Annotated in this window: 14 protein-coding genes and 1 pseudogene; 2 read left to right on the top strand and 13 right to left on the bottom strand. The window is 60.1% G+C overall.

Annotated elements, in window-relative coordinates; translation table 11 throughout:
• Positions 1-97: 97 nt before the first annotated feature.
• The 13 genes from AC27VE_RS08565 to AC27VE_RS08505 all read right to left on the bottom strand — a co-directional run bounded on the left by AC27VE_RS08565 (position 98) and on the right by AC27VE_RS08505 (position 23,798).
• The gene (locus tag AC27VE_RS08565; RefSeq protein ID WP_488703587.1) at positions 98-1,948 is read right to left on the bottom strand and encodes a LeoA/HP0731 family dynamin-like GTPase; all 1,851 of its coding nucleotides are present in this window, start codon (positions 1,946-1,948) and stop codon (positions 98-100) included.
• Between the two features lie 19 nt (positions 1,949-1,967).
• A complete protein-coding gene (locus tag AC27VE_RS08560; RefSeq protein ID WP_488703586.1) occupies positions 1,968-4,217 on the bottom strand; it encodes a hypothetical protein in 2,250 nt (749 codons plus the stop codon).
• Positions 4,218-5,342: 1,125 nt separating this feature from the next.
• Positions 5,343-7,934: a helicase-related protein gene (locus AC27VE_RS08555; protein ID WP_488703585.1), complete on the bottom strand. Its 2,592-nt coding sequence runs from the start codon at positions 7,932-7,934 to the stop codon at positions 5,343-5,345.
• Positions 7,934-9,925 (bottom strand): phospholipase D-like domain-containing protein, encoded by a 1,992-nt coding sequence (locus AC27VE_RS08550; protein ID WP_488703584.1) that lies wholly within the window; start codon positions 9,923-9,925, stop codon positions 7,934-7,936. Before AC27VE_RS08550 ends, AC27VE_RS08555 begins: the two co-directional genes overlap by 1 nt.
• Positions 9,922-11,298, bottom strand: coding sequence for a hypothetical protein (locus tag AC27VE_RS08545; protein WP_488703583.1), 1,377 nt, complete (start codon positions 11,296-11,298; stop codon positions 9,922-9,924). The genes AC27VE_RS08550 and AC27VE_RS08545 overlap by 4 nt, the downstream gene beginning before the upstream one ends.
• 268 nt (positions 11,299-11,566) lie before the next feature.
• Positions 11,567-12,517, bottom strand: coding sequence for a hypothetical protein (locus tag AC27VE_RS08540; protein ID WP_488703582.1), 951 nt, complete (start codon positions 12,515-12,517; stop codon positions 11,567-11,569).
• Between the two features lie 94 nt (positions 12,518-12,611).
• Positions 12,612-13,559: a hypothetical protein gene (locus tag AC27VE_RS08535; RefSeq protein WP_488703581.1), complete on the bottom strand. Its 948-nt coding sequence runs from the start codon at positions 13,557-13,559 to the stop codon at positions 12,612-12,614.
• Positions 13,552-16,755 carry a UvrD-helicase domain-containing protein gene (locus AC27VE_RS08530; RefSeq protein WP_488703580.1) on the bottom strand — a complete coding sequence of 1,068 codons (3,204 nt, stop codon included), beginning with the start codon at positions 16,753-16,755 and terminating at the stop codon, positions 13,552-13,554. The genes AC27VE_RS08535 and AC27VE_RS08530 overlap by 8 nt, the downstream gene beginning before the upstream one ends.
• Before the next feature lie 2 nt (positions 16,756-16,757).
• Positions 16,758-19,451, bottom strand: a complete 2,694-nt coding sequence (locus AC27VE_RS08525) for a PD-(D/E)XK nuclease family protein (RefSeq protein WP_488703579.1) — start codon at positions 19,449-19,451, stop codon at positions 16,758-16,760.
• A gap of 73 nt (positions 19,452-19,524) precedes the next feature.
• Positions 19,525-21,180: an ATP-binding domain-containing protein gene (locus AC27VE_RS08520; protein WP_488703578.1), complete on the bottom strand. Its 1,656-nt coding sequence runs from the start codon at positions 21,178-21,180 to the stop codon at positions 19,525-19,527.
• A gap of 532 nt (positions 21,181-21,712) precedes the next feature.
• Positions 21,713-21,862 carry a hypothetical protein gene (locus AC27VE_RS08515; RefSeq protein ID WP_488703577.1) on the bottom strand — a complete coding sequence of 50 codons (150 nt, stop codon included), beginning with the start codon at positions 21,860-21,862 and terminating at the stop codon, positions 21,713-21,715.
• A 100-nt stretch (positions 21,863-21,962) separates the two neighbouring features.
• A complete protein-coding gene (locus AC27VE_RS08510; protein WP_488703576.1) occupies positions 21,963-22,988 on the bottom strand; it encodes a helix-turn-helix transcriptional regulator in 1,026 nt (341 codons plus the stop codon).
• Between the two features lie 132 nt (positions 22,989-23,120).
• Complete coding sequence (locus tag AC27VE_RS08505; RefSeq protein ID WP_488703575.1) at positions 23,121-23,798, bottom strand: hypothetical protein; 678 nt, start codon at positions 23,796-23,798, stop codon at positions 23,121-23,123.
• A gap of 251 nt (positions 23,799-24,049) precedes the next feature.
• Here AC27VE_RS08505 and AC27VE_RS08500 point away from each other — a divergent pair.
• A pseudogene (locus tag AC27VE_RS08500) lies at positions 24,050-24,942 on the top strand (ATPase); the annotation flags it as partial.
• Between the two features lie 507 nt (positions 24,943-25,449).
• Positions 25,450-25,737: a co-chaperone GroES gene (gene groES / locus AC27VE_RS08495; RefSeq protein ID WP_057283173.1), complete on the top strand. Its 288-nt coding sequence runs from the start codon at positions 25,450-25,452 to the stop codon at positions 25,735-25,737.
• Positions 25,738-25,746: the final 9 nt, after the last annotated feature.

Here is a 25,746-nt window from a genome sequence, read left to right as displayed (position 1 = left end):
GTGGCCGGACGAAGAGGCGCCCCGCACTCCCCAAATGCAATCGGCGGCGCATCCAACTCAACCCATAGCATTGGGCTTCGGCGGCAAGACGCTCTTGTCAAGAAAACAACCGAGACCAGAGCGAGACCTTTGCAGCCGATGAGGTAGCAGGCTCAACGGGCGCGGGAACCGGCGCCATCGATGAGATGACGGGAGCCGTATCAAGCACGATATCTGGCACCTGCTCCCAGTTGACCCGATCGCTTTCGTTGATTTCACGAAACTGTGCATCAATCACCGTGCCGTAGTCGTACCACTTCTTGAAGCGGGAATGGCGCTCCTGCAATGTATGCATTTCGGCATCGATGGCACCGAGTTGCTGCTTGAGATCCGCAAAGGCAGGAAAGAATTTCTCGGAAAAGTCAGGAGAGTCGACCAACCGTACGACGTCCTTGGACTGTTCCTGCAGATTCTTGAGCATGGTTTCAATGGCCTGCGCAAAAGCCTGCAGGCGCTCTTGCGCCTTATAGCTATCCCATGCTTCCAGGGCAATCCCGACTACGGCCAACGCACTGCCCAGGCCATTGGCCAATTTCGTCGCCCCCCAGGGTTTGAACTTCAGATACTTGCCAATGTCGAGGCCAACCATCTTGGTTGCCGTGCTGATGCCGTCGCGCACCGCCAGGACGCTGCCGTTGGTGATGACGCCAGGCTGTGAAAGGAACTTCACTCCCTTTTTCCCCAGCGTGGTAACCACGTCGTTGTAATGCTCGAGTTCGTTGTTGACGTTGACTGCAATCCGGTTCAGGTCGCGTGCGATCCCGCCCACTTCGTCACTGAATATCTCCTGGATTCGTTGCTCGACCAGACATCCTTCATTTCCAATTTCGCGGTGCATGAAATCATCGAACGTCTCCAGCGTGACATTTTTGGCCTGCAATTGCACGTCTTCGAAATAGCGCAACAGGCGGCCTCGCAGCCGCACCTGAGCCTGCCCGATATTCCCGTAAACCCGCTGCAACTCGATCGCTTGACCCTGCTTGATTTCGGTTACGCGCCGGGCTTCGTCAGCCAGCATGGCATAAGCCTCTTTTGCCGCAGGCAACTGCTGGGCGATGATGTCCGAGATGATGCTTTTCTTGGTTTCACTTACCAGAGCCAACACACCACCATTGCCCTCTATCTTTTTCTGTGTTGCCGCCTGCAGTTCGGCTATACGTGAAAGGCGACGGAACTCTCCGAGGTTCTGCAGCCAATGCTCGACGCCCAAATCGAAAGGGTTGGCGGCAACAGCCACGACGCTGACATCCGTCTGCTCCTGCGCCGTCAGATTCAGCACGTCGTCCAATCGCTTGAGGACCGATGCCTTCTTGATCAAAAACCGTTCCTGGAACTCGGCCGGATCCGACATGTCTGCCACCTCGTCGAACCGGCTCAGCACGAATACTGTGCGGGGCAATAAGTTCAACGTGCGAAACAGCCATTTCAAATCTTCGGTATGGCTCTCCTTGATCGGATTGGTCGGGTTCATCACATAGAGCACCAAATGAGCCTCGCTCACATAACGCTTCGTGATGTCCTTGTATTTCTCTATCTGAGCGGTCGTTGCATTGGTCTTTTCCTTGAAGCCAAACAGCCCAGGCGTATCGATGATCTGCAGTTGATCCTTGAAGTTGTAGATCGCGACCTCGTTCGATGACTCCTGCTGGCTGATATTCATGCTCTTGCGATCAAGCTCCTCCAGCCAGGCCGCAGCAATCGACGTCTTGCCCTCAGAGAATCCGCCGATCAACGCAACCTTGAGCTTCTGGTCAGTAGTACTTTCCACCGACGCCTTTAGCTTTTCCACCAACTCGGCGTGCAGTTGGACCCCGAGATCCAGCCCCTCGTCGACGAAAGCGGTCAAGCTGGACAGGATGCGCAAGGCCTTCTGCCTCTGCTGCTCGAACGAATGAATTGTGCTGGTCATTTTGCAAAGACTCCTGTACTCACGCTGCGTTTTCAACAACGGCAGCCGTATCAAAGGCGGACGCCTTGCCGACTTTATCGCGCAAGGCCTTCATGTCGGCGGCAATCCTCTCCAAGGCTTTCCGGGTGCCGTCACTCTGTTCGTAGGGAATGTTCATCTGCTTCTTGGCTTCATCCAGTGCGCTACCTATCTGGATCTTGGCAGAATCGATGTTCTGCTTCAGCATTTCAGCCAATTTCTCGAACACTTTCTCGAGATTTTCATCCGCAGACTTGCGCTGCTGCGCCATCTTGTAGTCGGAGCTGAAGAAACTCCGCACTGCCTTGTAGAAGCTGAAGACCAAACCCACGGCGCCAAGCACCGCAGCGACCGTCCAACCTGCAGGATTCGAGGCAAGGAACGACGCCCAGACTAACGCAACGGCGCCACCGAAAGTCGAGAGAAGCCCCAACATGTTGATGCCGTTGTCCATTTCGAACTTGGTATCGAAGCTCAGATCCAAAGCCGAAAACGGGTCGTTGATAGTGTATAGAAGAATCTCGTCCACGTTCTTCTGATTCTTTCTGACTATATCTTCCGCATCGTTCTTGAACGACTCGAACACTTTCTGGAAACGGCGCTCCAAGTCGGGGCCGACTGTCACCTTGAGCTCTTGCAGCGTCGCTGTCAGGTGCGCCTTAAAATCTTCATTGCTTTTATCTGTGGCGATATAGTTGTATATCGCCATGCGCATGGAGGATTTCTTCTCAGCCAACGCGTCATTGCATTCGCTATCGAGCCGCCTTTGGGTTCCGGAAAGCAGATCGTCGACCTGGGTTGCAGAGGATTTGTACTGAACCTTCAATTTCTTCGCAGCCTGCGCGAAACTGTCGCGCGCCTGAACCAGGCGATCTATGCCTTCCTGCAGGCAGCTGGCGATCTTCTTCCTGTTGGCTTCAACGATCTTCCTGCGAAAATCCCGGCATATGTCGTTACGGATGAATTGCAGAAATGCACGCATACCGCTGCGGTCTAGGATGTCTCCGGCACTCATTTCCGATAGAAACTTCTGCCGACTTTTCGTATGAGGGTTGTTGGGAAGCAGGCAAGTTGCCGATGCCAGGAAAGCCGGCATGCCGCTGACGCAGAAATGGCCCTTGTAGACGTCACCAAGCGTGGCACCCAACGATTTGTCCAGATCGCCCAAGCCGATCAAATCATTCTTGTTGGCGAGCGTTTTCCCTTGCAGGATCTGCGGGGCTGTCGCACTCTTGTTGAATATTGCCCAGACCTCCGTCTGCTTGCCAAGCTGGCGCTTGATCTTGTCGATCGTTCCCTCCTGGCCTTCGCTACCCGAACCCGGAGGCGTGGCAGCGCGCGTCACGTAAAAAATCGCGTGGGCTTTTTTTACCGAAGAGTCGATCGCGCTCAGCACCTGGGCTTCGTCGCCTTCGATGCCCGGAACGTCGATCAACTGAAATTGCTGTCCATCAATCACGAAGCGGTAGGCATGGGACTGCAATGTGAAATCGGAGCGGCCATTACCTATGATGCGGCCGTCCTGCAATGGCTCCAGACGCTCAAGCGCCTTTTCGATTTCGGCCAGATCGGCACGCAATCGGTCAAGCTCATCGCTGACCTTCTGCACGTTATCGGCCGCTACCTTCCGTCGTGCATCGTTGCTGGCTTGCATCTGGCCTAGCTGTGCGCGGAGCACCAGCAGCATCTTCTCCTCTTCCAGCTTCTTGAACAGGAAGATCAACCGTTTCCATACCGTAAATCCCTGCCGCTTCTGTTTGGCGAGCGTTCCCAGGGCTTCCATTTTTTCTTTGAACGTCGCCTCTTCGTCCTGCCATCCTTTTTCCATTACTTGGGCCTGGATCTGCTCGTCGGCCAGCTTCGCCTCAAGTGTCTGGGTGGCAGAACCCAAGGCCACCAGATCGTTCGGGTCGATGCGCAGATCCTTGATCAAGTTATTAAATTTCTCTTGCGTGGCCAGCTTTTCACTGTGGCCCAATTGAATACGCAAGGTTTCGATCAGGGTCGACTTTCCCGCATTGGTCTCTCCGTAGAGCGCAATGGTAAATGTGTTCCACTCGGATAGCTCTCTGAGTTCACCGACGTCTTCCACCGTCTTGTCGCGGAACGTCTGCAGCAATGCCTTGGAATGGTCAATCGCAGTTGCCAGATCGAGGTTGCCATTGAATGTGGCCTTTCCGGAAATTTCGGCGAGCGACCAATCGACCATAGCGATGACTTGGTCGTAAGGCTGGTCCATCTTGTTGAGCATATTCGTGTCTATCGGAGATTGCAGAGTTGAGTAACCCGTGCCCAGGACGTATCCATAGCCCAGCCACGTGTAGGAAGTGACCAAGACCGAGCAAGTCTTTCTTCGTCGAGCCGGGGCAAGCCGCCGGCCTGGCATTGGCGGCATGCCGAGACGTTTTACCTGGCTCAGGCGCAACCGTTCGCCAAGGCGCATCCCAAATTAAAGCAAACCAAATAAATCAAAACGTAACTATATACGTTATTTATGAGGAAATCCCCACCAATAAGTTATTCATAAAACCCGGTCTGGTATCTGAGATCGAAAGATCGGCCTTTCAGATCGCCCCTGGAACAACGATCTCATCAAGGCGAAGGGGTGAAGCACCTTCAAAAGCATGGTCGAGTGTCATTTGTGGGACTCTTCCAACAGAATCGGCCTGCGGCAGTAGCCGACAGCATAAAGAAGCAGGCACTCAACGACTGCATTCAGCCGCGCCATTAGGCACCGGAACTACGGGTTAGGAATCATGCCGGCGCTCGGCGACGAAACTCCTGCAGTTCCCAAGTGGCCAACGTTCGAGGCTGCGCGTGCGCCCTAAGTGCTGCGATAGCGGCCTCATACTCCGCGACGGAGTCGCTTACGGTCCAGTCGTAGTTCAGGCCCGCGCGATCTCGGATGCTGCCGTCGATTGGGCAGTGCGGAGGCTCTGGGATCACTCCAGCAGCCCAGATGTATTTGAGGTGAATGTTTACTAGTTTTTGGGCGACCCCGTGCCGAAATCTACCTTTGTAAAGTGAGGACTCGTGCTGGCAGGAAAGTCGATCTGCAAGCACGGAGATCAGCGCCACATGATCATCCTCGCTTACCGGCCCTTTGGCATATGGGGTAGCAAGGCTATCCAGTTCTTTACGAACGGCCGCTTTGACGTCGTTTCGTTGGTGTCCCTTGCGACTCGCCGAATATATCGGCCAGTCCTTTGCTCGCGTGGAAAGTGCTGCTTTGAGGCTAAGCAGTCCCAATTCATAAGCGAGGAATGAATTTTTATCGTTTTGTATATGCATATGACGTACGTGGTGAGTTCTGACGGGAAGGCTAGCGGCTGGCCATAGCTGTGGTGTACGATCAGTTCGCCCGGACTCCCGCGTCTCAATCTGGGGCCGTTCCGGGAGAAAAGTCCGGGGCTGCATCATTGATTTCATCCGCAATCCTGCGCAGTAGCGGATCGTCATAGCCATCTGGCACGTGAATGACCGAGCCGTGAAGTTGCGCCCGCAGCGAATCCCAGCGTGCTTTCAAGACCATCCAGTTATGCTCGTCGTAAGTACCCTGGAACACAATCGGCAGGATGTCGATGCGGGGAAGATCGCTACCCCGGACACCGTTCGCCACAGCTTCCTCGAGCAGCTGCTCCCAACGGCTGCCAAGCCGGTCCACGCGCCCGATCTGTTGTTCGACCACGGCGGGATTCCATTCTGGGTGCAAGAGCAGCACGGTCCGGCAGGCCTTGTGTAGATTTAGCCCTTCCCGGCCGACCACTGACTGCGCAACGAGCACTCGGGGATAGCTGTCCCGACGGTTGAAGGACATTTGCAGCAGCCGCCGCGTAACGTGCTTGGTTTCGCCGTACATCAGCCGCGCGAAGCCGCCCTGCGGATGGCGGTATTCATCATCAAAGCTCTCAGCCAGCTTCGGCCACAAGGCGGACGCTCCAGCTTCGTTCAAGCCCGCTTCGCCGCGTTCGTCGACATCCTCGCGCTCCCTTGCCGCATCGACAAGATGCACGAACGCGTCGGCCCAATCCTGGGGACTCGCTTCGTCATGCGGCAGCAGTTCCATCACGGCTCGGGTGACGGATGCTTGGCCGACCGGATTGCGTTCAAACGCGTGGAACAGGCGTTTGGCAGCACTGTCGTCGGGATACGTTGCCAAACCGGCGCGCAGTGTATGGAACAACTGCTCACGTGCCGCCTGGCGACGATTTTCAAGATCCTCATATTGACGCTTTAACTGCGCATTGATGCTGTCGATCGATTCATCCCGCAGGATGCCGAGCTGCCGTTGCGCGGCCCTGACCGCGTCGTGTTCGCTTTCGCGCACGCCGCTCTGTGGCCAGGGCGTGTTGTCGCGCAAAGCCCGGAGCATCTGGCGCGCATTCAGCAACTCGACCAGCTTTTTCATCGGCGCGGTATAGCGGCCAAAAACCAGGACTTTCTCGCCCTTTTCGTGAGCGGTTTCGATTTCCCGGACCGCCCTGTCTATGGCCGGATGGTCGAGCAGCACATTCTCATTTTTCAGCGCCTGGCGCATCACGTCCAGCCACCAATCCACGCGCCGGGACCGGGCGGAGCCCGAATGGGGTTCGTCCCCCAGCCAACGGTCCAGTGCCAATTGCTCACGATCCTCGGTTTCATCTTGCTGAAGCTGATCGATGATCTTGGCGATGCCGTGGCCGTTGCCCATAGTCAAGCGCAGTCGTTGCGCCTGGGGCGCGGTGCCCTGGGCGGCGGCGAGGGACAGGGCTTCCCCCGCGCAAACCACCTGCCGCCAAGCGGGCGACAGCTCCGCCGGATCGACGATCAGTGGGCGTTCCCGCCGATAGGCGTGAGGCGGCAGTCCGGCGTGGCGGGCGAACGCTTGTACCGATTGCGCTTCGCGTTTGTCGCGCCGCAAGAGATATGGCGACAAAGTCTGCTCGAACGCTCGGGCCGTTGTCCGATAATTTTGTCTTTTCCCCGCGTCGGTCGGTTGCATCTTGACCTCATTGACCGCCCTTACGTAATCGCCTATCGCGCGAGTCGTTTGCTCATGGTCAGGCAAACTCCGCCCGTCGGCCGTCTTGACGGCGATACGGTCCAGCACGTCCTGCCATTGTTCGGCGTCCAGTTCCACCGGGGTGGCCGTCATGGCCAGCCTGCGTCCGTCGGCGGGGGCCAAGGCGACGTTGTTCAACAGGCGGGACAATCCCGTCGTGTCTCCGCGGCTCTTGTGCGCTTCGTCGATGATGATGAGATCGAAGAAGCCCAAGCCGATACCCACGGCGCGTTCCAGCGCAACGCGCAACTCGGTGCCGGAACTGTACTGGCCAGGTTGCGTCGCCGCCGGCCAGGGAGCCTCTTTGACCAATGTGTTCAAAAAATCGACGGGGGTGCCCCCGGTGCGTTTTGCCCATGCCGCGATATCGTCGGCCGCAGCCCGAATTCGCGGGTCCGACAGTTCTCGCGTCTCGTGGAAGTTTCTTGGATATCGGCCATCGCGGGCCTTGCGCCACGTGGCGTAAAGCACGGGCAGCAAAGACCAGTAAGGCGCGCGCGTGCCTTCGCCGATGCGCCAGTTGGCGATCTGATGCGACAGCAATACCACGCTTTGGGTCGACCAGAGCGGCGCGCCGCCCTCCTTGGAATCCCAAGGCTTGAAATACTGTTCCAGGCTTCTGAGCAGGGGCGGGCACTCCACACCGCCGTCCTGCATTTCCTGCGCCCATTGAAAACCCAGACCAGGCGGCACCAGCACGGCGACGCGGCCGCCTTGGCGCACGACCGCACGGGCCAATGCGACGGCAATGCGGGTCTTGCCCATGCCGACTTCGTCGGCGATCACGACGCCGTTTTGCGAGATGCGCTGGGCCAGCGCCGTCAGGCTGCGGCGCTGGCCTTCATTCAACGACCACGCGTCTTTCTGGACTCCGTCAGTTGCATCGAGCGATGCGATCAGTGTCTTCGCGACTGCGTTCCAATCCATTATGTCTCTTCTCCAAAAGCCAGATACCCTTCCTGCACGTCCCACGATTCGGCCACGCGTTGCAGCGCTTCCTCGTAGCGTCGGCCATGCGGGTCGCGGGCGTCGAGGGCGTCGCGGGCATAGTCGGGACGGAAGGCCGGCTGCCGCAGGCAACTGAGTGGATCGATCTTCAACTGCCTGAAATCGGCCAGCACGGCGCTGCCGCGCGCCTGGCACAGCGTCTGCTCGAGGCGATGGCACCAGGCCGTCCAGTCGGCGTCCGCGACTTGAACCTGTTTCTGGGCGATCAATTCCAGCTGCGTCATCATCGTCCGGATCGCGGCCGTCTGCGACGAGCTGCCACCGCCACGCGCCTGGTTTTTCTTGTCGGATGCATCCATGTCATCGTCGTCGCCGCCATTGTGGTCGCCGACGTCGATCGCAGGAAAGCCCAGCAGTTGTGCCGCCAGGTCCTGGAGTTCCAGTTCAGGCAGCTCGGTAGCGGCGATCCGGCCGTACTCATCGATCACGGGAACCAGCTGCTCCTGGTGAGCCGGCGCGCCCCAGCGCAGCCGGGCTTGGCGCGGCGCCTCACCCGGCCACACCCAATCCAGCCCCGTCCGGACGCAGGCTGCTCCGTCCGGACCCAGCACCTCGACATCCTCGGTATTCTGGCCGGGCGCTCGCAGCAATCCGCCGTCCGGCGTCGACATCCATTGCAGATAGGCCACCGGCGCGGCAAGGAAGGCATCGTTGTGTTCCGGCATCGGATCGCCGGCCTTGAGCCGTTCATTGATGGTCAGCGGAATACCATTGGCCTGAATCGGCAACAGGACCGTCAAGGCCGGCACAGTGGGATCCCGGGATGCCAACCACGGTGTCCTCGGCAAGGAGAAGACCACCCCTGCCTCAAGATTGCCGCTAGTCCGTGCCGCGCGTTGGATAAAGCCCGGGTTGGTCAGGTTCCCCGAGCCGAGGTAGAGCCAGCCGCTGGAGCAGGCATCGCCGACGTCATTGCCGCCGAGCAGGAATTTGGCGTGCAGGGTGCGGTGTGCGTCCGGGCCAAAGATACGTTCGGGCACGCCGGGCGCCAACACGGCCCAAGAGCGCTCTGCCATCGCTTCCTGGCACACGGCCACAGCCTGGCAGCTTTCCGGGTTGACGTAGACCTCCACCAGGGCATTGCGTGTCAGCATGTCATGGGAGCGCAGCGTGTCTTCTATCCGGGCAAGCACGGTGGGCACCTGGCCCGGCGCGCTATCCGTCACGGCCTGCGGCAAATCCTCGAAAAAGCCTGATGCCATGGCCAGATAGTTGCGGCGAACCTTGCCGGCGTGCTGCGTTATCCGGTCTGGCAATTGCTCGAGCAAACCGCGCGAGCGGTTGTCGAAGAATCGAGGCTCCTGCCCGTCCGCGCGCGAGGCGCATTGACCGACCCAGTCGTTGAACCGAGCGACACGGTCCGCCGCGCAAGGATTTTCCGACATGGCATCGAGGATGCGGAGATCGAAATGGGACACCAGCCAGCCCACCATTTCCGATGCTGCCTTGATGTCCGCGCAGCGCAGTGGCAGATCGCGCGCGTCCGCATCCAGCTCCTCGGAAGACAGCTCAATCGACCATGCCAGATCAAGGCTTTCCTCGACCGTCTGCTGAGTCCAGTTTCCGGTCGAGACGATCAGGCGCAGCAGCCACGCATCGGCGCTTGCCTTGCGAAAACCCAGCAGGGCGACCTTGGCGTGCATCAGCTTGAATGGCTGCTCGCTGGCTCGGCGCAAGGGCAGGTGGGCCACCCCTGGCACATCCAACAGCGACAGTGCCTCATGCTGAGGATCCAGGATCAGGCCCAGGGAAATCTCGCCCGCCTTTGCGCGCTGGGCTTGGGTGCGGCGGGTGAATCGCTCGGCAGCCTCGCCGAGGAACAAGGCATCGGCGGAATAGCCGCATACCCAGCCGAATAGACCGTCATAGTCGTCGGGCGCGTTGAAAAGATGCAATAGGGACGGCGTCATGCTGCGACATCCTCCAGATCCTGGTTCAGGATGTCGTTGCGCATAGCATCCGGTTCTTCCTGCAAGTCGCGATTCAGTGCATGGAGGTTGCGCACGCGGAAGGACAGGCCGGCGGGCCATGCGATCACGCCGCCGGCCTGGCCCGCATCGTCCGGATCCGGCGCGGACGACGGATCCGGTGTGTCCGCGTTCTGCATCGTGCGGCTAAACGCGGAGCCGGGCTTGACCTGGCGGCCGACCAGGCGCAGCACGCGGCCGTCGCGGCGCAGCAAGTGCTCGAGTTGCTCGGTGGTCGACGCAAGGGCGCATTCGCGGCAGAACGCCATGGCGTCGGGGTCGGTATGCGAGAACGCCAGATACCGTTCGGCGGATCGGCGCAGATCTGCCAGTTCGTTCGTCAGCGTTCCGGCGGCATCTTCGATGCCCATTGTCTCCTTGGGTGCCAACGCGAGCGCCCGTTCCAATTCGTCGAGCACGCGCAAGGCTTGATCGCGGCAGGCCATGAGTTGCGCGCCTGCCCGCAGGTCCAGCCAATGCGCATCATCGGCAATCGCGGTCGGCCGGTCTTCCCAGCGCATCGGCGTCGCAGGTGGGTTGTTGCGTACGTCCTCGACCCATTGCAGAGCAGCGCGGCGCCGTGTCTTGTGAGCGATGCTTTCGTTCTCGGCGCCGAGCATTAACTGCGCATGGAGCAGACCCCGGGCCGCGGCCGACAGCGGCACGCAAGGAGACAACAGCTTGACGAAGCGCGGGGGCCAGCCGACCTGCTTTCCCTGCATCCAATTCAAGAGGTGCGTCACGACATCGTGGCGACCACCCTCCCCGCATGCCAGGGCGATCAGCCTCTGGCCGGTCTCGTTGGTCGACAGGGCATTGAACCGCCGGCTTTGCCCGTCCGCCAGTCCCAGCGGCATCAGGCTTTGCCCGACCGCCATGCGCATGGGCTGCGAAACATAAAAACCGGGGCGACGCAGGGTACGGAAATCCAGGGCATGCTGCCGGGGAAACTTATTGATGCCCCGCAAGCGTGGGTGCTGCGTCCATTTGTTGTCGTTGAAGCCGAGCCAGCAGGCCAGCGCCTCGATCGCGTTGGCGCATTCGATATTGCCCACCGCCATTTTCTCGTGGCGCGCCAGTTCGGCGACGCGGATGCCGAGTATGGCAAGAAACACCTGCTTGCCAAACCAGACGCCGCCCGTGCCCGGCACGGCCAGTTCATTGAAACGCCGGACTGCCCGTCCTATTTCCAAGGTTCGCGTACGCCTCTCTCCGGTCAGTACTGCCGGTCCCAACAAGCCCCATTTCATAGTCATCTGCCTTATTTTTGGATTCAACACGCCATGCGCGCGGGTGCCCGGCACAATTCTGATCAAGCCCGCTGCCGCGCGGGCGTGCCCACTCCTACGCCGGCGCGACCCGCGCGGTGTGACGAATACTCAAGCGCCGCTGCGCCATGTCACACAACGAGGAAAGCGAATCGGCCACCAGCGATAGAATTTGCCGCAACGAAGATCGCTTTTGGCTTTGGAGCGCGAAGGCCTCCGCATGCGCCGCGAGCCTACTTCTCCCCGCAGCTTCAAGGATGGCGACGGAATACTGCTTTGTGTTTTTGTTGCCGCGACTCCAGATACTGCAAGACTGTCAAGCCGCCTGCGGCACGGCAGCGATCCCTAACGGCCGCCCCAATCTCTCCAGCATTCCCGAGACAAAGTCTTGTGCAACTTCAATGATCGAGATTTTGAACAGCAGCATTTCCGTATGCACCAAGGGACGATCATCTTGCCAAAGCTGCTGGTGGGCTTCGGCCATGACATCGAGGTAATAGGCATAGGCATCCTGGTCGGGCACCACTGCGTTGTTGAGCCAAATCCTTAGGGAATCATCCTTGCTCGTCTTCCCTACGTTTACGGCATCCATCTCATCACGTGCCGGGCACGCGCTCCCGTAACTTCCCAACCAGGCAAAGGCGGCCGCGCTCTCAGCGTCGAGACTCGCAAGCAACCCGTTTCTACCCGGCGGCACGGGCAACACCGGAGCATTCACTGCTCGGATAAAGTGGATCGCGTCCAAAGCAAAAGCGATGCGCGCGTCGTAAATCAATGCCCAATCGTTCCACACGAATGAAAGCCATTTTGACCAGCTAGCGATTCCGCCGAATTTGTACAACCCGCGCCTGATTCGCGGCCGAACCGCCGAACGAAGGCTTTCGTGATCAACAACCGCATCGAATCCGGTTGCGATATCGGTGAACCGAGAGGCGTACTCTTCAATCGTTTCCTCATCATTTCCATTCAACCCACCCCAGTCGGAAATCACGAATTTGGCAAGATCGGCCAGTTCCTGAACACCGGTTGCCCCTTTCTTCCCGTCCTGGATCTCGCGCGATCGCTGGGCAACCGCCTGTCGCAACTCCAAGGTTTCAGCGAAGCCTCCGCCAAAATCACGGTCGGAGAGCAAGCCGCGGACCCGTGCCGCGGCTATGCAGCTCTCCGTCATACCCCAGCTATAGTCGTCCAGTCGATGACGGTAAGTAGATAAGTACGTAGCCACTTCACGGCCAAATGCGACTGCTTGCGAGGTTGTAGGCTTCATTTCCCTTTTCATCCGTTCATCACTATCTCAGTCCCAAAACAGGTCGGCGATTGCCCCTTGCTTCCGCTTGCGCCCCGACAAGGCGGGTGCCGACCTAACCCGGCATGACGCCGAACACCGGCACTAGGCTGCTAACCTCATGGGGCGCGCTTGCCTTGCATACGGACATGTGGTGATTCTTGTCATGCAGCTTGATACTTGCGCTTATGGTGTCTCGACCGACCGCGTCTATGAGTGTGTTGTGTACGAGCATATCGAGCTGCCGCGACGCCAAGTCCACCCGAGCGCCGCGACCCAATCCGGGGAGCACCCAGATAAGTCGGTTTTTGCTGACTTCCACGCTTCCACCGCGTATCTCCACCTCCGCAGCGAGTAGCTCCTCTAACAGCAACGCGGTGCTCGTACCTTGCTTCGCATGCTTCAAGGCGGCGCACGCCGCTTCGCCTAGGGTGTCGAAGTGCAGTTTCTCTGCAAACTCTCGGGAGCCCGTCGCCTTGTTCATGTACCAGATCTGAGGGCTCTCTACCGCTGCGATCCCCACCCAGTCCTCGCGCCAATCGTCATCCAGACCGAAGGCCTCGTCTTCACTGATGCAAGCCAGCATCCGTATGACGATGGCGCGGACCGCAGCATCAACTTGACCGTCTGGCTGCACCATGGGGCCGTACACGACGTGCTTTCCGCGCACGAGAAAGATCCAGTGGTTGCCGTTGGTGACGACACCCATCATCCCGGGCTTGAGATAACAATCGATAAGGTCCGGATGCAATTTCCTGGCGAACTTCTTTGCCTCAATCAACCAGACAGGCCGGGTGCCCTGCACGATCGCGATGTCCGCCGACAACCGTTTGTTCGGACCGTTCGGCTGGGAGTATTCATAGAAGGCTTCCAGGCCGCTGATTTTCAATGCGGCATCCGTCACGGGACAGATCAACCGATACATCGCCCACCGTTCGGACGGCTGCGGTCGAATCGGCTTCTCGCCGAACGACGTACCGAGTTCTTGCTGGCCCGAGGCATTGCTGTTTACGAACTTATTCATGAACTGCAGCAATCTGCACAGCGCGAGCGGCAACGGGCAGAAATAGCCAGCGCTCACGCACGGCCTCTCCCGACGCGGCCTCGACAGCACGGGCATAGGCCTCCAGTTGTCCGCCGTGCGTCGCGGCCAGGCGCTCGCCGTCCGCGACGCCGCGCGGGTCCGCCTTGTGATCGATGAGGATGTGGCCAGCCGCGACTCGGATCAGCAAATCAATCTGGCCGCGGATGACGGTGCCATCAAGGCGTGGCACCTGAATCGGCAGTTCCGCCTGGGCAGTGCCGTCAGGCCACTTGGACTGCCACCATTCCTGAAAAGCGCCCACCTGGAAGCGGACCGCCTCCGGCGTCACGGCGCCATGTACACCCCAGCGTATCAGGACCTCCCTGATCTGCTCATCGCTGATGGGACGCGACAGATCCGCCACCGAGCAGGCGATGCAACCATGCAGCGCCGAACCCAGCGCTGCCATGTCAGTATCAGACTGCACAACGATCCGTTTGCCTACGCCCTCCACCTTCACCGCCCGATGCTGTCCGGTCTGGGCGGCGCTGGGCGCAAACCAGAGCCGTTCATAAGACTGGGGCTGGCGCGCGTCGAAGTAACGCATGACCCGTGCAGCCGGTGCGGGCGGTGCGTCGAGCGATTCATCGAACTCGAAGGCTTTCGTTTCGCGGACGACGGTCTGGCCGTCCATCACGGATGCGCCCGCCGGTCCCCAGAGCTTGGTGGCAGCGCCGATCTCGTCGAGCCAATCGCAGGGCGGGGCTGAATCCACCGTCTTGGTACCGCCCACCAGGGCGAGCACATCGCGCGCACGGGTGAGGGCGACATACAGCAGGCGTGTGTTCTCCGCGCGCGCCTGCTCGGCCATGAGCTTGCCTGTTTCTGAGGCCTCCGCATCGGCGATGACCTGCACGGCAGACCTGAAGGGATTGACCCAAAGATGGATGTAGCGATTGGCCAGAGGGGCTGTCGCGTCAAAAGCACCGATCGTCCGGGAACGCACGCTCCACAGATCCGTGCGATAGCCGTGATCCAGGCCGATCACAATCACCATCGGCCATTCCAGGCCCTTGGCCGCATGGAAGGTCATGACTTCGACCGCGCCATGGGCAGCGGCCGCACGTCCGTCCGCGCCATCGGCCACCAGTTGTTGGAACCAAAGCAACATCCCGTTAATCGTCGCCGGCTGCCGCGAGCCCAAACAAGCCTCCTCGTACTGTTGCGCCAATGCCAACAGCGCTTCAATGTTGGCGATACGAACCTGCGCCTCGCGCTCCGCCGCCGACCACTGGTGTGCCAAACGCGCAACGCCGGACTCAGCCTTCGCCAGCCTCAGCGCTTCTCGCGGCGTGAGCGACACCAGGGACGGCCGCAAGCTGGCCAGCCTGGCGATAAGCGGATGAGCGTCCGCTCCCTCCGCCTTCCATGCTGACACTGAGGGCGAAGTCTCGCCATCTGCGCCCGCAGCCATCCCGGAAAGGAACTGCAGGCGGTCTTGCAGCCAGTCTTCCGGCCTCACCGAACCCGTCAGCCCGACAATCATGGCCGTGGCCACAGTATCCGAGGCGTCCTGCAAACGACGCAGGCAGGCCAGCACCAACTGAATCTCGGGCGTCGACATCAAGCCAGGCCGGGCCGCCGCTGCGGCAATGCCCCAGCGGCTCAGTGCAACGACCGCGGACTTGATATGGTCATTCTTGCGGCACAGCACGGCGATGTCGCTGGCTTGCAACGGACGTTCCCGGCCCGTGGCCTTGTCGGCGATCAGGATGCCGCGTTCCAGCAGCTCCGATACCGCGGGTCCCAAGGCCTTCAGCGAAATTGAACGTTTCCCGGCTTCCGTCACGAATGACCAGTTCAAGAGCTGAGGCTGTCCGGCAAGCGCCTTGCGCACCGGTCTGAGCGCGGTTTCGGAGGCTGACGCGGGGTGGAAGGCCGGCACGAACACCTCGTTGGCAAGCCCCACCAACCCCGGGGTGGAGCGGTACGAATCCGACAACGGTGTACCCATCGTGCCGCCCCAGCCTTCCACGGAATCGAGAATCTGCTGAATGAGTGTCGAATCCGTGCCGCGAAAGCCATAGATGGCTTGCTTGGGGTCGCCTACCCAGATCGAGCTTTTGGCCAGCTTCGCCAACTCTACGAAGATGGCCAACTGAAGCGGGTTCGTGTCCTGGAACTCGTCGACCAGAACGAGATCGAGCTCACCTGCGAGCGCTTCACGCACCAAGGTGCTGCTTTGCAGGGCTCGCAGCAACAAGACCTCCTGATCGGTGAAATCGACTACACCAAGGTCCCGCTTGGCATCGGCAAAGGCTTGCAAGGCACGTCCCGCCAGGTCGAAAACCGTGCAAAGATAGTTCCGCACATCATTGTGAAACCGGTCATGGGTAGGATGGCGTGCTGCCATATCTTTAAGGTCTTCCACAATGCTGGCCTGCTTGGCGCCAGCATTCAGTTTCGAGAGTTGCTGCCAGGCATTCCACGCAAGCTGCCCGCGAGCGAGACCGCTACGGGCCGCTGCGACTCTCTCGATCGCGTCGTTTAGAACCTTGGTATTCACGCCTGCGGCCTGCGCCTGCTTGAGCTCGCGCTCCGCGCGTTCAAGCGCCGCAATCAAGACGGCATCGTGATCGCCCTGCGGGCGCGGCCAGCACGCCAGCATCGCGTCCGCATTTCGCGGCCCCATCGCGGCAAGTTCTTCTGGGCTGATGTTGTTGGAACGCGCGGCGTTCATGACCGCCTGCAGCGTGGCGGTCACCGCATCGTCGTCCAGGTCCAACCGCGCGGTCAGTCGCGCCAGATTCTCGACGGCACTCGAATCCTGGACGCCTTCGACAGCAACGCGCACAAGGCGGCGGCCTTCATCTTCGGTCAGGACGGTCTGATCCGGCGAGATGCCGAGCTCAAAGCAGAATCGCTGAATCAAGCGCCCGCAGACGCTGTTGACCGTACCGATGCTCGCTTGCCCCAGTGCGGCGGCCAGATCGAGCCGTCGCTGGCTTAACAACGTCGACCTCGCCCGCTCGCGCAACTCCGAGGCAGCCTTGACCGTGAATGTGGTGGCCAGGATCGCTGCTGGCCGCGCAGCGCCGCTTTGCAGACGGTCCGCCAGCAAGTGGGTCAGGTAATAGGTCTTTCCGCTGCCCGCCCCGGCGCGGACGAATTCCACATTCATATTTTTCTGATCCATGGTTATTCCCTGCTGCCGAACAGCGCCGTGTAATCGCCGTGCCACGGCGCGGTTTCGCCCAGCGGCAGGCAGTCTTCCGGAGATGGCCCCGGTTCCGGATCGAGCCCCTCTCCGATCACGTCAACATGGCCTTCCTGCCACTGCCGCACCCGCCAGGCCCACGTGGCTCTGGCCTTCATGACGAGTTCCGATGCGTTGACGCCGTTCTTTGCACTGATGACACGGGCTTGTGGGCCGAAGACGTCTGGCGTAGCGGTCAACAGCAGAGCCTCACGGAATGTGAAATAGCCCACTGCGGCAGGTGGCGTTCCGAGCTCCTGCCGAATCATTTCGCCATACAACGCCAGTTGCAGGTATGTGCCGTCGGACAGCGCTTGTCGGTACCGCTTCGCGCCCGTCCATTTGAGATCGAGCGCGGCGGTCCTGCCATCTGCCAGATGCAATAGCAGGTCCGTGGCGCCGTTGAGACGCAACGCGCCGAGCATGCCAGCCAGCGGCCGCTCGGCCTCGACGCGGACGACGCCGGCATGCGCCATATGCTGCAGCAACACCCACAGGCCGTGACTCACAGTGTTCTTGAACTGAAAGAGCGCAGCGCCGTTGCCCGGCGCAAGCAACGGCATGCCTTCCTGTTCAAGCAATCTTGCCAACTCTGGTTCCAGCCACGCTTCCAATTGCGCCTGGCTCCACGATGGCGCATCATCGTTGACGAATAGGGTCTCCACCAAGCGGTGCGCGAGATTGCCGAGCAAGCGGCCATCCTTCGCGACCACCGTAGCCCGCCCAGTACGCAAACCGGCCGCATACTTCAACACGGCGATCGCGGGGTTGTTGAAATGAAGATCCAATGACGTGTAAGACTGCGATGGCAGTCGTGTCGGAAGCGGATAGGTGGCCCGCCATGGCGCCTCCGTGTTTAACTTCCAGACGCCTTGCGCGCGTTGCAAGGGAAGAGGTGCGACCTGCCTCACCTGGTCTCGCACCATTGGATGCTCTTCGAGCTGCGATGCGGTCAACGCAGGCGCGAGCAAGGCGATAAGCTGCCATGCCGGATGATCTTCCGCCGGTGCCGGCGGCAAGACCAGAATCAGGCGATGAGCAGCAGTCAGCAGCGGCCGCATCCACAACGCGGTTAGGGCTCCCATGGCGAACGCCTGGTCCACAAGCTCGACCCCTCCCGCTTCCAGCGCCTCGATTTCAGGACGGCTCCACGGATGTCCCGCAGGCAGCTTCGGAGCGGAAGGCATCCACCAAATGACTTCGGCGACCGGCCCCAGGGCGCAGGCTTCGGGCGCCGTGGCGCTGAGCATGCAAGCCGCCTCGGCCACGGCCAGGCTATTGCCGCAGGCCGTGGTCGCCTGAGCGCATAGCTGTTCGAGCAACCGGGGCTTGACGTGCTTTACCCCGTCCCGCTGCAGCGACTGGAGGCCGCTCAGTGTCCCCGCGCATTGGCTCAGGGCCGCGCCAAGATCGCGCGCCACCGCGTCGGTAGGCATGAGGTGCAGCAAACGGCCGCGCAGCGCCTGCGCCAGCAGTTTGACCCGTTCGATTGCATAGTCAATGGGCGCGCCGAGGGCTCGCGGATGGCGGGGCGACTCAAGCCAGACCCGGATGTGTTGCTCCAGTTCCTCACGAAGTTCGGTCGGAGTCTCGGCCAGCAGGCTTTCGCGCGCTTTGACCCACTCGGTCCCACCGATACCCGGCTGCTCTGAAAAGACCGCGCCGAACGCGCGACGCGCCGAAGCCCGGAACGGGCCGATCGGATGCATGAGGAAATCCAGCAGGCGCGCAGGTTCGAGAGGATCCCAGAAGGTCTCGAAGATCAGCGGCAACGCCAGCAAAGCTGGGCGCAAGGCACTGGACTCGTCAAAACCGCAGGCCGGTGCACCGTTGACACGCAAGGTATCGTCGACCGAAGCGCCGTGCTGCTCACTGACCAGGAGCATCTGTGCCTGCCCGGCATGATAGTGATGAGCTAGCCATTGCTCCGCGGTTTCGCACGTGTGGGGACGAAGCACGACAATCGAGCCATCGCTACCGTCGATATCCGACCGAGCCGTGAACGATTGGTCAAGCGACACTGCATCCGACACGGCGCGTTGCAGACGCCCCAGTTGCGAATGCGATTCGGCCGCGGGAACCAGGACGCTTCCATCGACAACCGGAAATCGGGCCAGCAGCCTACGCCACATGGACGGAAAGAGCTTACAGTCCTCCAGCAGTACGATCTCGCCGACCGGTACGCTGCGCTCATCGAGGCGACGCAGGACAGCAATCAGGCGATCGCCTTCGCCAGGGGGTAACAATCCGGCCGCTGCGGCTTCGACGACGGCCATGTCCGATAAGCGAGACGGCCATCCCACTGCTGCGACACCAGTCCATCCTCCGAGAATCCATTCGTCGCGCCATTGCAGGAGTCGGGCCGCAGTGCCGATTTCATCAGCCGCCAGACTGTCGTGAAAAAACCTGTCCGGCCCATCGGATTGACGCAATGCCAGCAGGAAGGCCGCGGTCCGTTCTGCCACACTGACTGGCAACGACGACAGGCCGAGCCAGGTTTCCAACATCCCGAGAAAGGCCTGACGCCCCACGGTCGCGCGTTCGAGCGACGCCCCGGGGTGAGGCCCTTGCCACTGCTCGATATGCAGGCCCAGGGTAATTCTCAGCGCTGCCGTGGTGCCTTGTTGCTCTTGCATTTCGCTCGCTCTTTGGTCATAGGTGCGGATTGGGGGTGACTGGCTACCTCCATGGGAGTCGCCACGGGACTGATCACGCCGGAGTCGGGCAGCCGTCGAGACGTTCGAGCAGTCGCGCCGCCGCCCTCTCGGACATGACCAAGACCAGCTTCATGGAGGCGCGCGTCGCGCCTACGAACAAGCGGCGAACCTCGTCGTCGCCCAGCATTTCGAAATCGATCTCCGCCATCACTACTGCCGGCGCGGACTGCCCCTTGAATCGGTGCACGGTATCCGTCACCAGCGTGCCGTCGGAATACTGCGGCCTGCCTTCACCGTCGTAGGTGCCAAGAAATTTTCTCAGCGCATATGAACCCAATTGATCGTAGGACAGGATGCGAGAGCTATCCCTTCCCCGATAACTGAGAAGCGCGATGTCCGTCGTCGCGAACCCCGCCACTTGGCACAGGCGCACACCTTCTTTGACTTGGTCGAGCAATTGCGCGCCAGTCTCGTAGGTAAGGAACTCCACGTCGTGGCCCGCGACGGGCGATGCCGGCACGACCGCCACTCCGTCCGGGACCAATGCTTGCAGCAATTGAACGACAGGGCGCGGACTGCGGAAGTTCATGTCTGCTCGCAGGCGTATCCAACCCGGCAATTCCACGGCGGCATGGCGATACAGCTTCTGCATTGGATCTTCGAGCCAGAGAATGCGGGCATCATCGCGGGCATGGCGCAGAATCAGCTCAAACCATTCGGTCTTGATGTCCTGCCCTTCATCGACGATGACCGTGTCGAACATCAGATCCAGCGGGACCGCCAATTCCCGGCAGGCGTTGACCAGTTGCTCGAAGGCCATGGCCGCATTGAAGTCAGGCACCGATCCCGACTGTCTGACCATGCGTACGCACAGCATGTGGAACGTGCACACCACGCCGCCAGCCGGCACGATCGCGGCAATGTGATCTGCCAGGGGCCGGTTGAAGCAAAGATACAGCGGCCTGCGTCCGGCTTCGATTGCCGCGCGGTATTCGGCCAATGCCAACTGCGTCTTTCCAGAGCCAGCCGTGCCGTTCACGTGCAGTCGAAAGGGCGCCATGTCGATTTGCCGGGCCCAATACGCCAGGCCGCTGGACACGCGGGTGACCAGGGCCTTGGCCTGCCCCACCAAGGCGCTGGCATCCGCCTCCAGTTGTATGACGTCGCAGAGAAACCGATGCACCTGCGCGTACAGCGGACCCGCGATGCCTGCAGGGAGAATCTGCTGAATCACCGTACACAATGCGTCGCGTCGGCCTGCGTCGACGATACGCTCGGACATCACGCCCACCGTTTGCGGCGTCTTGCACAAATAGTCGGGGCAATAGAGCAGATGCTCAATCTCGATATAAGCACCATTCAAGACCCGTGCCAGCTTGCCTCGCAGGCTGTTCACCGTGCGGCCCATCTGCGCGGGTACCGATTTCAGTTTGCCGCCACCATAGTTCTTGGCCAGCCCATCGGGCGTCTCTTCCAATGGTCCGCATTTCTGCTCGATGAGCATCATGTGTCCGGCCTGGTTGACGATGACGAAATCGACTTCGCCGTGGATGGCGTGGGATCGTTCGATATTGGTCCAATGCACGGCGTGATATACCGTATATTCATCCGGCAACCCCTGCGCCAACAATTCCAGCGTCTCGAATTCCCGACGCATCGCGCCAATGGCATCCATGGTCTGCCAACCATCCGGCACGATACGCGTCATGTTGCGATGCTCCTTTGCAGGCGAAATTGGCGGGCGGTGTCCGGGAAAAGTACTGGGCGTCAGCCTGAAGAACGGACCGCCTCATTGCCAGAAGGGTCTGTTCAGCCAAAATCAACATTTTGATTTAATTGTACGTATTTGAATACATATACGTCAGCATACCCTATCCAGCGTTTCTTTTTTTATTGCGATCTGATTGCCGCGTTGACGGATAGTGGGCCACGGCACTGAGCCCGAGTCGAGAAACGTGGCGAGACCCGTGCGCTCTATCCTGAGCTAAGAAGGCGTTTCAGCCAGCTCGCCATCAGCGCTGGCGTCGAAGGCGCGATAAATCGCAGTTGCCTTGATTGGCATTTTGGACAATGGGCCGCAATATCCCGCCCAACGACAAGCGCGTCACTGATGGGCGAAAATGTCTGTGTCCAATTGCATTCGGTGCAGATCTGGGTGAATGGCCGGGGACGGACAGGCATGCTGCGATTCCAGGAAAAATAGGGCGAAATACTCAGAAAAATGCGAGCTTGCACCTGGCTCAATCATTTCGCGCGCATGCGTCTTCTGCCGCATCTCGCCTGACCGCGTCAATATATCTGCCCAGGATTGCCGTGCCTAATACACCCGTCACGAAAACGATAGCGAATGCAGCCAAGTGTTCCAAGGGTGTGGCGTTGTTGTTGATCATGTGAATTCCAGGATAGGCAAAATCGGCAGCCCGATGACTGCCGCACCGCAACCAGAATAAGAGGCGATCGGGACATTACGTGTCTCGATCACCCACTCGGTCACGCACGCGCTGAATAAAGCGCCGCAAGCGTTTCCGCTTCGTTGGCCATTTCCTCGCGTAGCCTTGCCGGCCCCAGGACCTCGACATTCGGGCCAAACGCTCTCAGCCACCAACGCAGGCGCTTGCTGAGCAAGACCGTGCCCCTGACCCGCAGTTCCGATCCGACATACTCCGCCACTTGATCATCGGATAAGGGCGATTCGATCAGGTGATTGCCAGCGCCGCTGAGAAAACGCAGTTCCAGCTTGATGGCGCCCTCCACCATGAAATCGAACTGCCTCTGATGTTTCACATACTCGGCCAGGCTGAATTCCCGGGGATAGGCGAATATCTCTGGCAGCATGGTTGCGCTAACCACCCTGTCAAGCCGGTACATTGCGGGCTTGGGATAGCCGACCATGGCTGCGACAAGATAAATCACCCCGCCCACCTCGACCAATCCCAGCGGGTCGATAATCTTCGCCGTTTCTTGATCCCCTTTTGAGCGAACGCGATAAACCACTTCGAGTTTCTGCTCAAAAAATAGAGCGCGGGAAACGGTGGAAAAAGTGTTTGAGTCTATGGCCGGATGCTGTAAGGCAAAGGCCCCGCTTTCTACTTCGACCTTGTCCACCCATTTCCGATAGCGGCGTTCGCTATCGTTGTGCGAGACGCCCAGACGTTTCTCGGCGGTATCAAACAAGGAAGATAGCGACTCGGAAACCAGCGACGGAATCTGGCGGGATGAAAAGCGCTTCAAAGTTTGCAGCGCCAGCGCTTGTTCATGCGTCATCAAGCCGGCCGATCTGGCGGCAACACCTCCAGCGCCGGCCCGCCTGCGCCAGACCAACGCCGTGCCACGCTTTTCGGACTCCACCAACTGTTGGTCGAGCAACTTCTGCAATGTGCGCAGAACAGTCTTGACGACGGGAGGCTCCGGAGATGATCGGCACAACTCCCGGTGTATTTCCGGCGTACTCATGAAGTGCCCGCCTTGCTCGGCGCCCTTCAAGACGTGAAATATATTGGCGACCAGCGGAGGCATGCAGGAACTCACTCACTTCGACATGAAGTTGCTACGATAACAAACTGAGATTTACCAGAAATGTCATCGCCCACGCAGGCCGGCCCCGGAACTCCAGAATGCAGAGGTCGCGGTGAAAATAATCGGTGGGATTTAATCGAGCGCAGGCCAGGAGAAACCCAGCAAGGCATCCACGCGCATCGCGCCATCCAGAGTCATGGGCACGGCGACTAAAGGCTGCAATTCTTGCAAACCCGCTTCGATGATCGTGCGCTGCAACTCATGCTCGGGAACGCCGGCAGCGGCGAGCGCTGCAGGTTGCATCAACAGCGCAGTCAGCGCCTCGCGCAGCAGCTCGGAAAAGCCGGCGGCGGTCTGCTCAAAACCAAGAACGGCAAGAAGATTGGCATCGGCGAACTTGCGCGTCGCGCGCCACCCAGGCACTGTCTTGTAGCCCTCCGCACGGGTCCATTCCAGCGCCGCCAGCGCCCGCACTGACGTTTGCACGGCGCACGCCCACGGCTTGTCCGCCGCCATGACCCAGACACCCTTGCGAACGGCCGGCAACTGGCTGACCCGGCCACGGCACAACGCCAATGCCGCCACGCCATGCTCACGGGCCTGACGCATCGCCTCGATCGGGCCAAAGGCATTCCAGGCGGCGCGCCCTTTTCCCGTCAATGCGGCGAAGTCCACGAGATGCAGCGACAGCGCGCCGTGCGGCGCGCCCGTATCCGAGTGCCAATCAAAGGCCGGCACTTCCTCCGCAAGCTGCCGCACAAGCAAAGCGACCTCCTCCCCAGACATCCCCCAGCCGTGCAGGGCGACCACGGGGCGATTGGATGCGGTATGAGTTCCACGGGTTGCTATTGAGTCCGACACTGTGTCTCCACTTGAGTTGGGAGTACGCAGTTTCGATCGCGGTCAGGACATTAGCTGTCTCGAAGGCCACATTGGTTGTATTTACTTGCTAGGCCGCTTGAGTCGCCCGGGATAATGCGGAGGAGTGGACTCACAACATCTGCTGCAGCACTATCCCGCGAGCAGGACGGTTATGAAGAGATCGACGTACACCAAGGAACGGAGAGCAGGCCCGCCATCTGTACAACGCATTCAACCGCGCCGACCTGCCCGGAGATCTGCTTCACGCGCTGTGGTTGCCGGTGGCGGAGAACGGCAAGATCGAGGTGGAATTCGCTGGCGAGCCGGGCGTGCGTTATGACGCGTTGATCGTCTTTAGTGAAGGGCATATCAAATGCCTGGGCCTGGCGATCCTGCTCGCCAAGAACATCGCACAGGGCTGCCCCGTGGTCATCTTCGACGACGTCGTCAACGCGATCGACGACGACCACCGCGACGGCATCTGGCGCACTTTCTTCGAGGACGGCTTGCTCGATGGCAAGCAGGTCATCCTCACCTCGCACGCGGAGGAATTCCTGCACCGCATCCAGCAGGAGTTGGGCGTGCGGCGCGCCGCGGCCATCAAGCGCTACAAGTTCCTCCCGCATCAGGGGGAGCACGAACTGCGCGTCGACAGCGACCCGCCCACGAAGAACTACGTTCTGCTGGCCCAGCAGGCATTGGCGGCCGACGAGAAGCGCGAGGCACTGCGCCAGGCCCGGCCGGCGCTAGAGAGTCTGACGGATCGCCTTTGGACATGGCTGGGCCGGCGGGCGGACAGTCGGATCGACATCAAGCTGGGCGGACCCCGCTCGCCCTGGGAGTTGAACAACAAGTGCAGCAAGTTGCGATCGGCGGTCGATCGCATCTCGGCGCAGCACGCCGGTGCGCCGCAGGCGGTCGCCGCGCTCGCCGCGCTGCTCAATGTCAGCGGCGCGAGATCGAGTGGGGATACCTCAATAGCGGCGTACACGACGCCCAGCGTGACCATGAATTTGACCGTGCCACTGTGCGCACAATAGTGGAATCCGTCACTGCATTAGATGCAGCACTAGAAGCGTTGCAGAACCGCTGAGCAACCGCCTTAGGTCGTCCGAGATGAGGTTGATTGAGAAATATCGACCCTGCCCAACATCCTGGACCCATGACCGATGCCAAATCGATGCCTGCATTGGGTCGGATGCGGTCGGTCGGCTCGAGGTACTTTCTGCCCAGGTTAAGGCCAAGGTCTCAAGTTGAATGAAATTCGACAGCAGCTCAATTTCCGCAACAAATCCTTATTTTTCAACGACTTGAGTTAAATTAATACATATTTGTATTGGGGATCACAGATGCCAACGGCGCTGCCACTGTGGTTTGCGCTCATCAACGGCAGTGCCGAAAGTTTCAAACTGGATGACACAAATTCCAAACTCAATGGAATTCGACACCCGGCGCGCCCATCAAATATGTAACAGCCCGGCCTCCCCCCCTTGAAGCCCGGAACATCATCCCTATAATTAGCACTCGACACCGGTGAGTGCTAACAGCCCTCCCGGGGCTAACCGATCATTCACTTTTTTCAAGTAAACAGGAGTTCCTCATGGCCTTGCGTCCCCTGGGCGATCGCGTGATCGTCAAACGCCTCGAAAACGAGCGCAAGACTGCCTCGGGCATCGTCATCCCCGACAGCGCCGCTGAAAAGCCTGATCAAGGCGAAGTCGTGGCCGTCGGCCCCGGCAAGAAGACCGAAGACGGCAAGATCCTGCCGGTCGACCTGAAGGCTGGCGACAAGGTTCTGTTCGGCAAGTACGCCGGCCAGTCCGTGAAGGTTGATGGCGAAGAACTGCTCGTCATCCGCGAGGACGAAATCCTCGCCGTGGTTCTGTAAACCCCGCCT

The organism is Achromobacter sp. 18P8.1.1 (assembly GCF_057799415.1).
The sequence above is the reverse complement of the archived record's forward strand: the minus strand, read 5'-3'. Positions and strand labels throughout refer to the sequence as shown.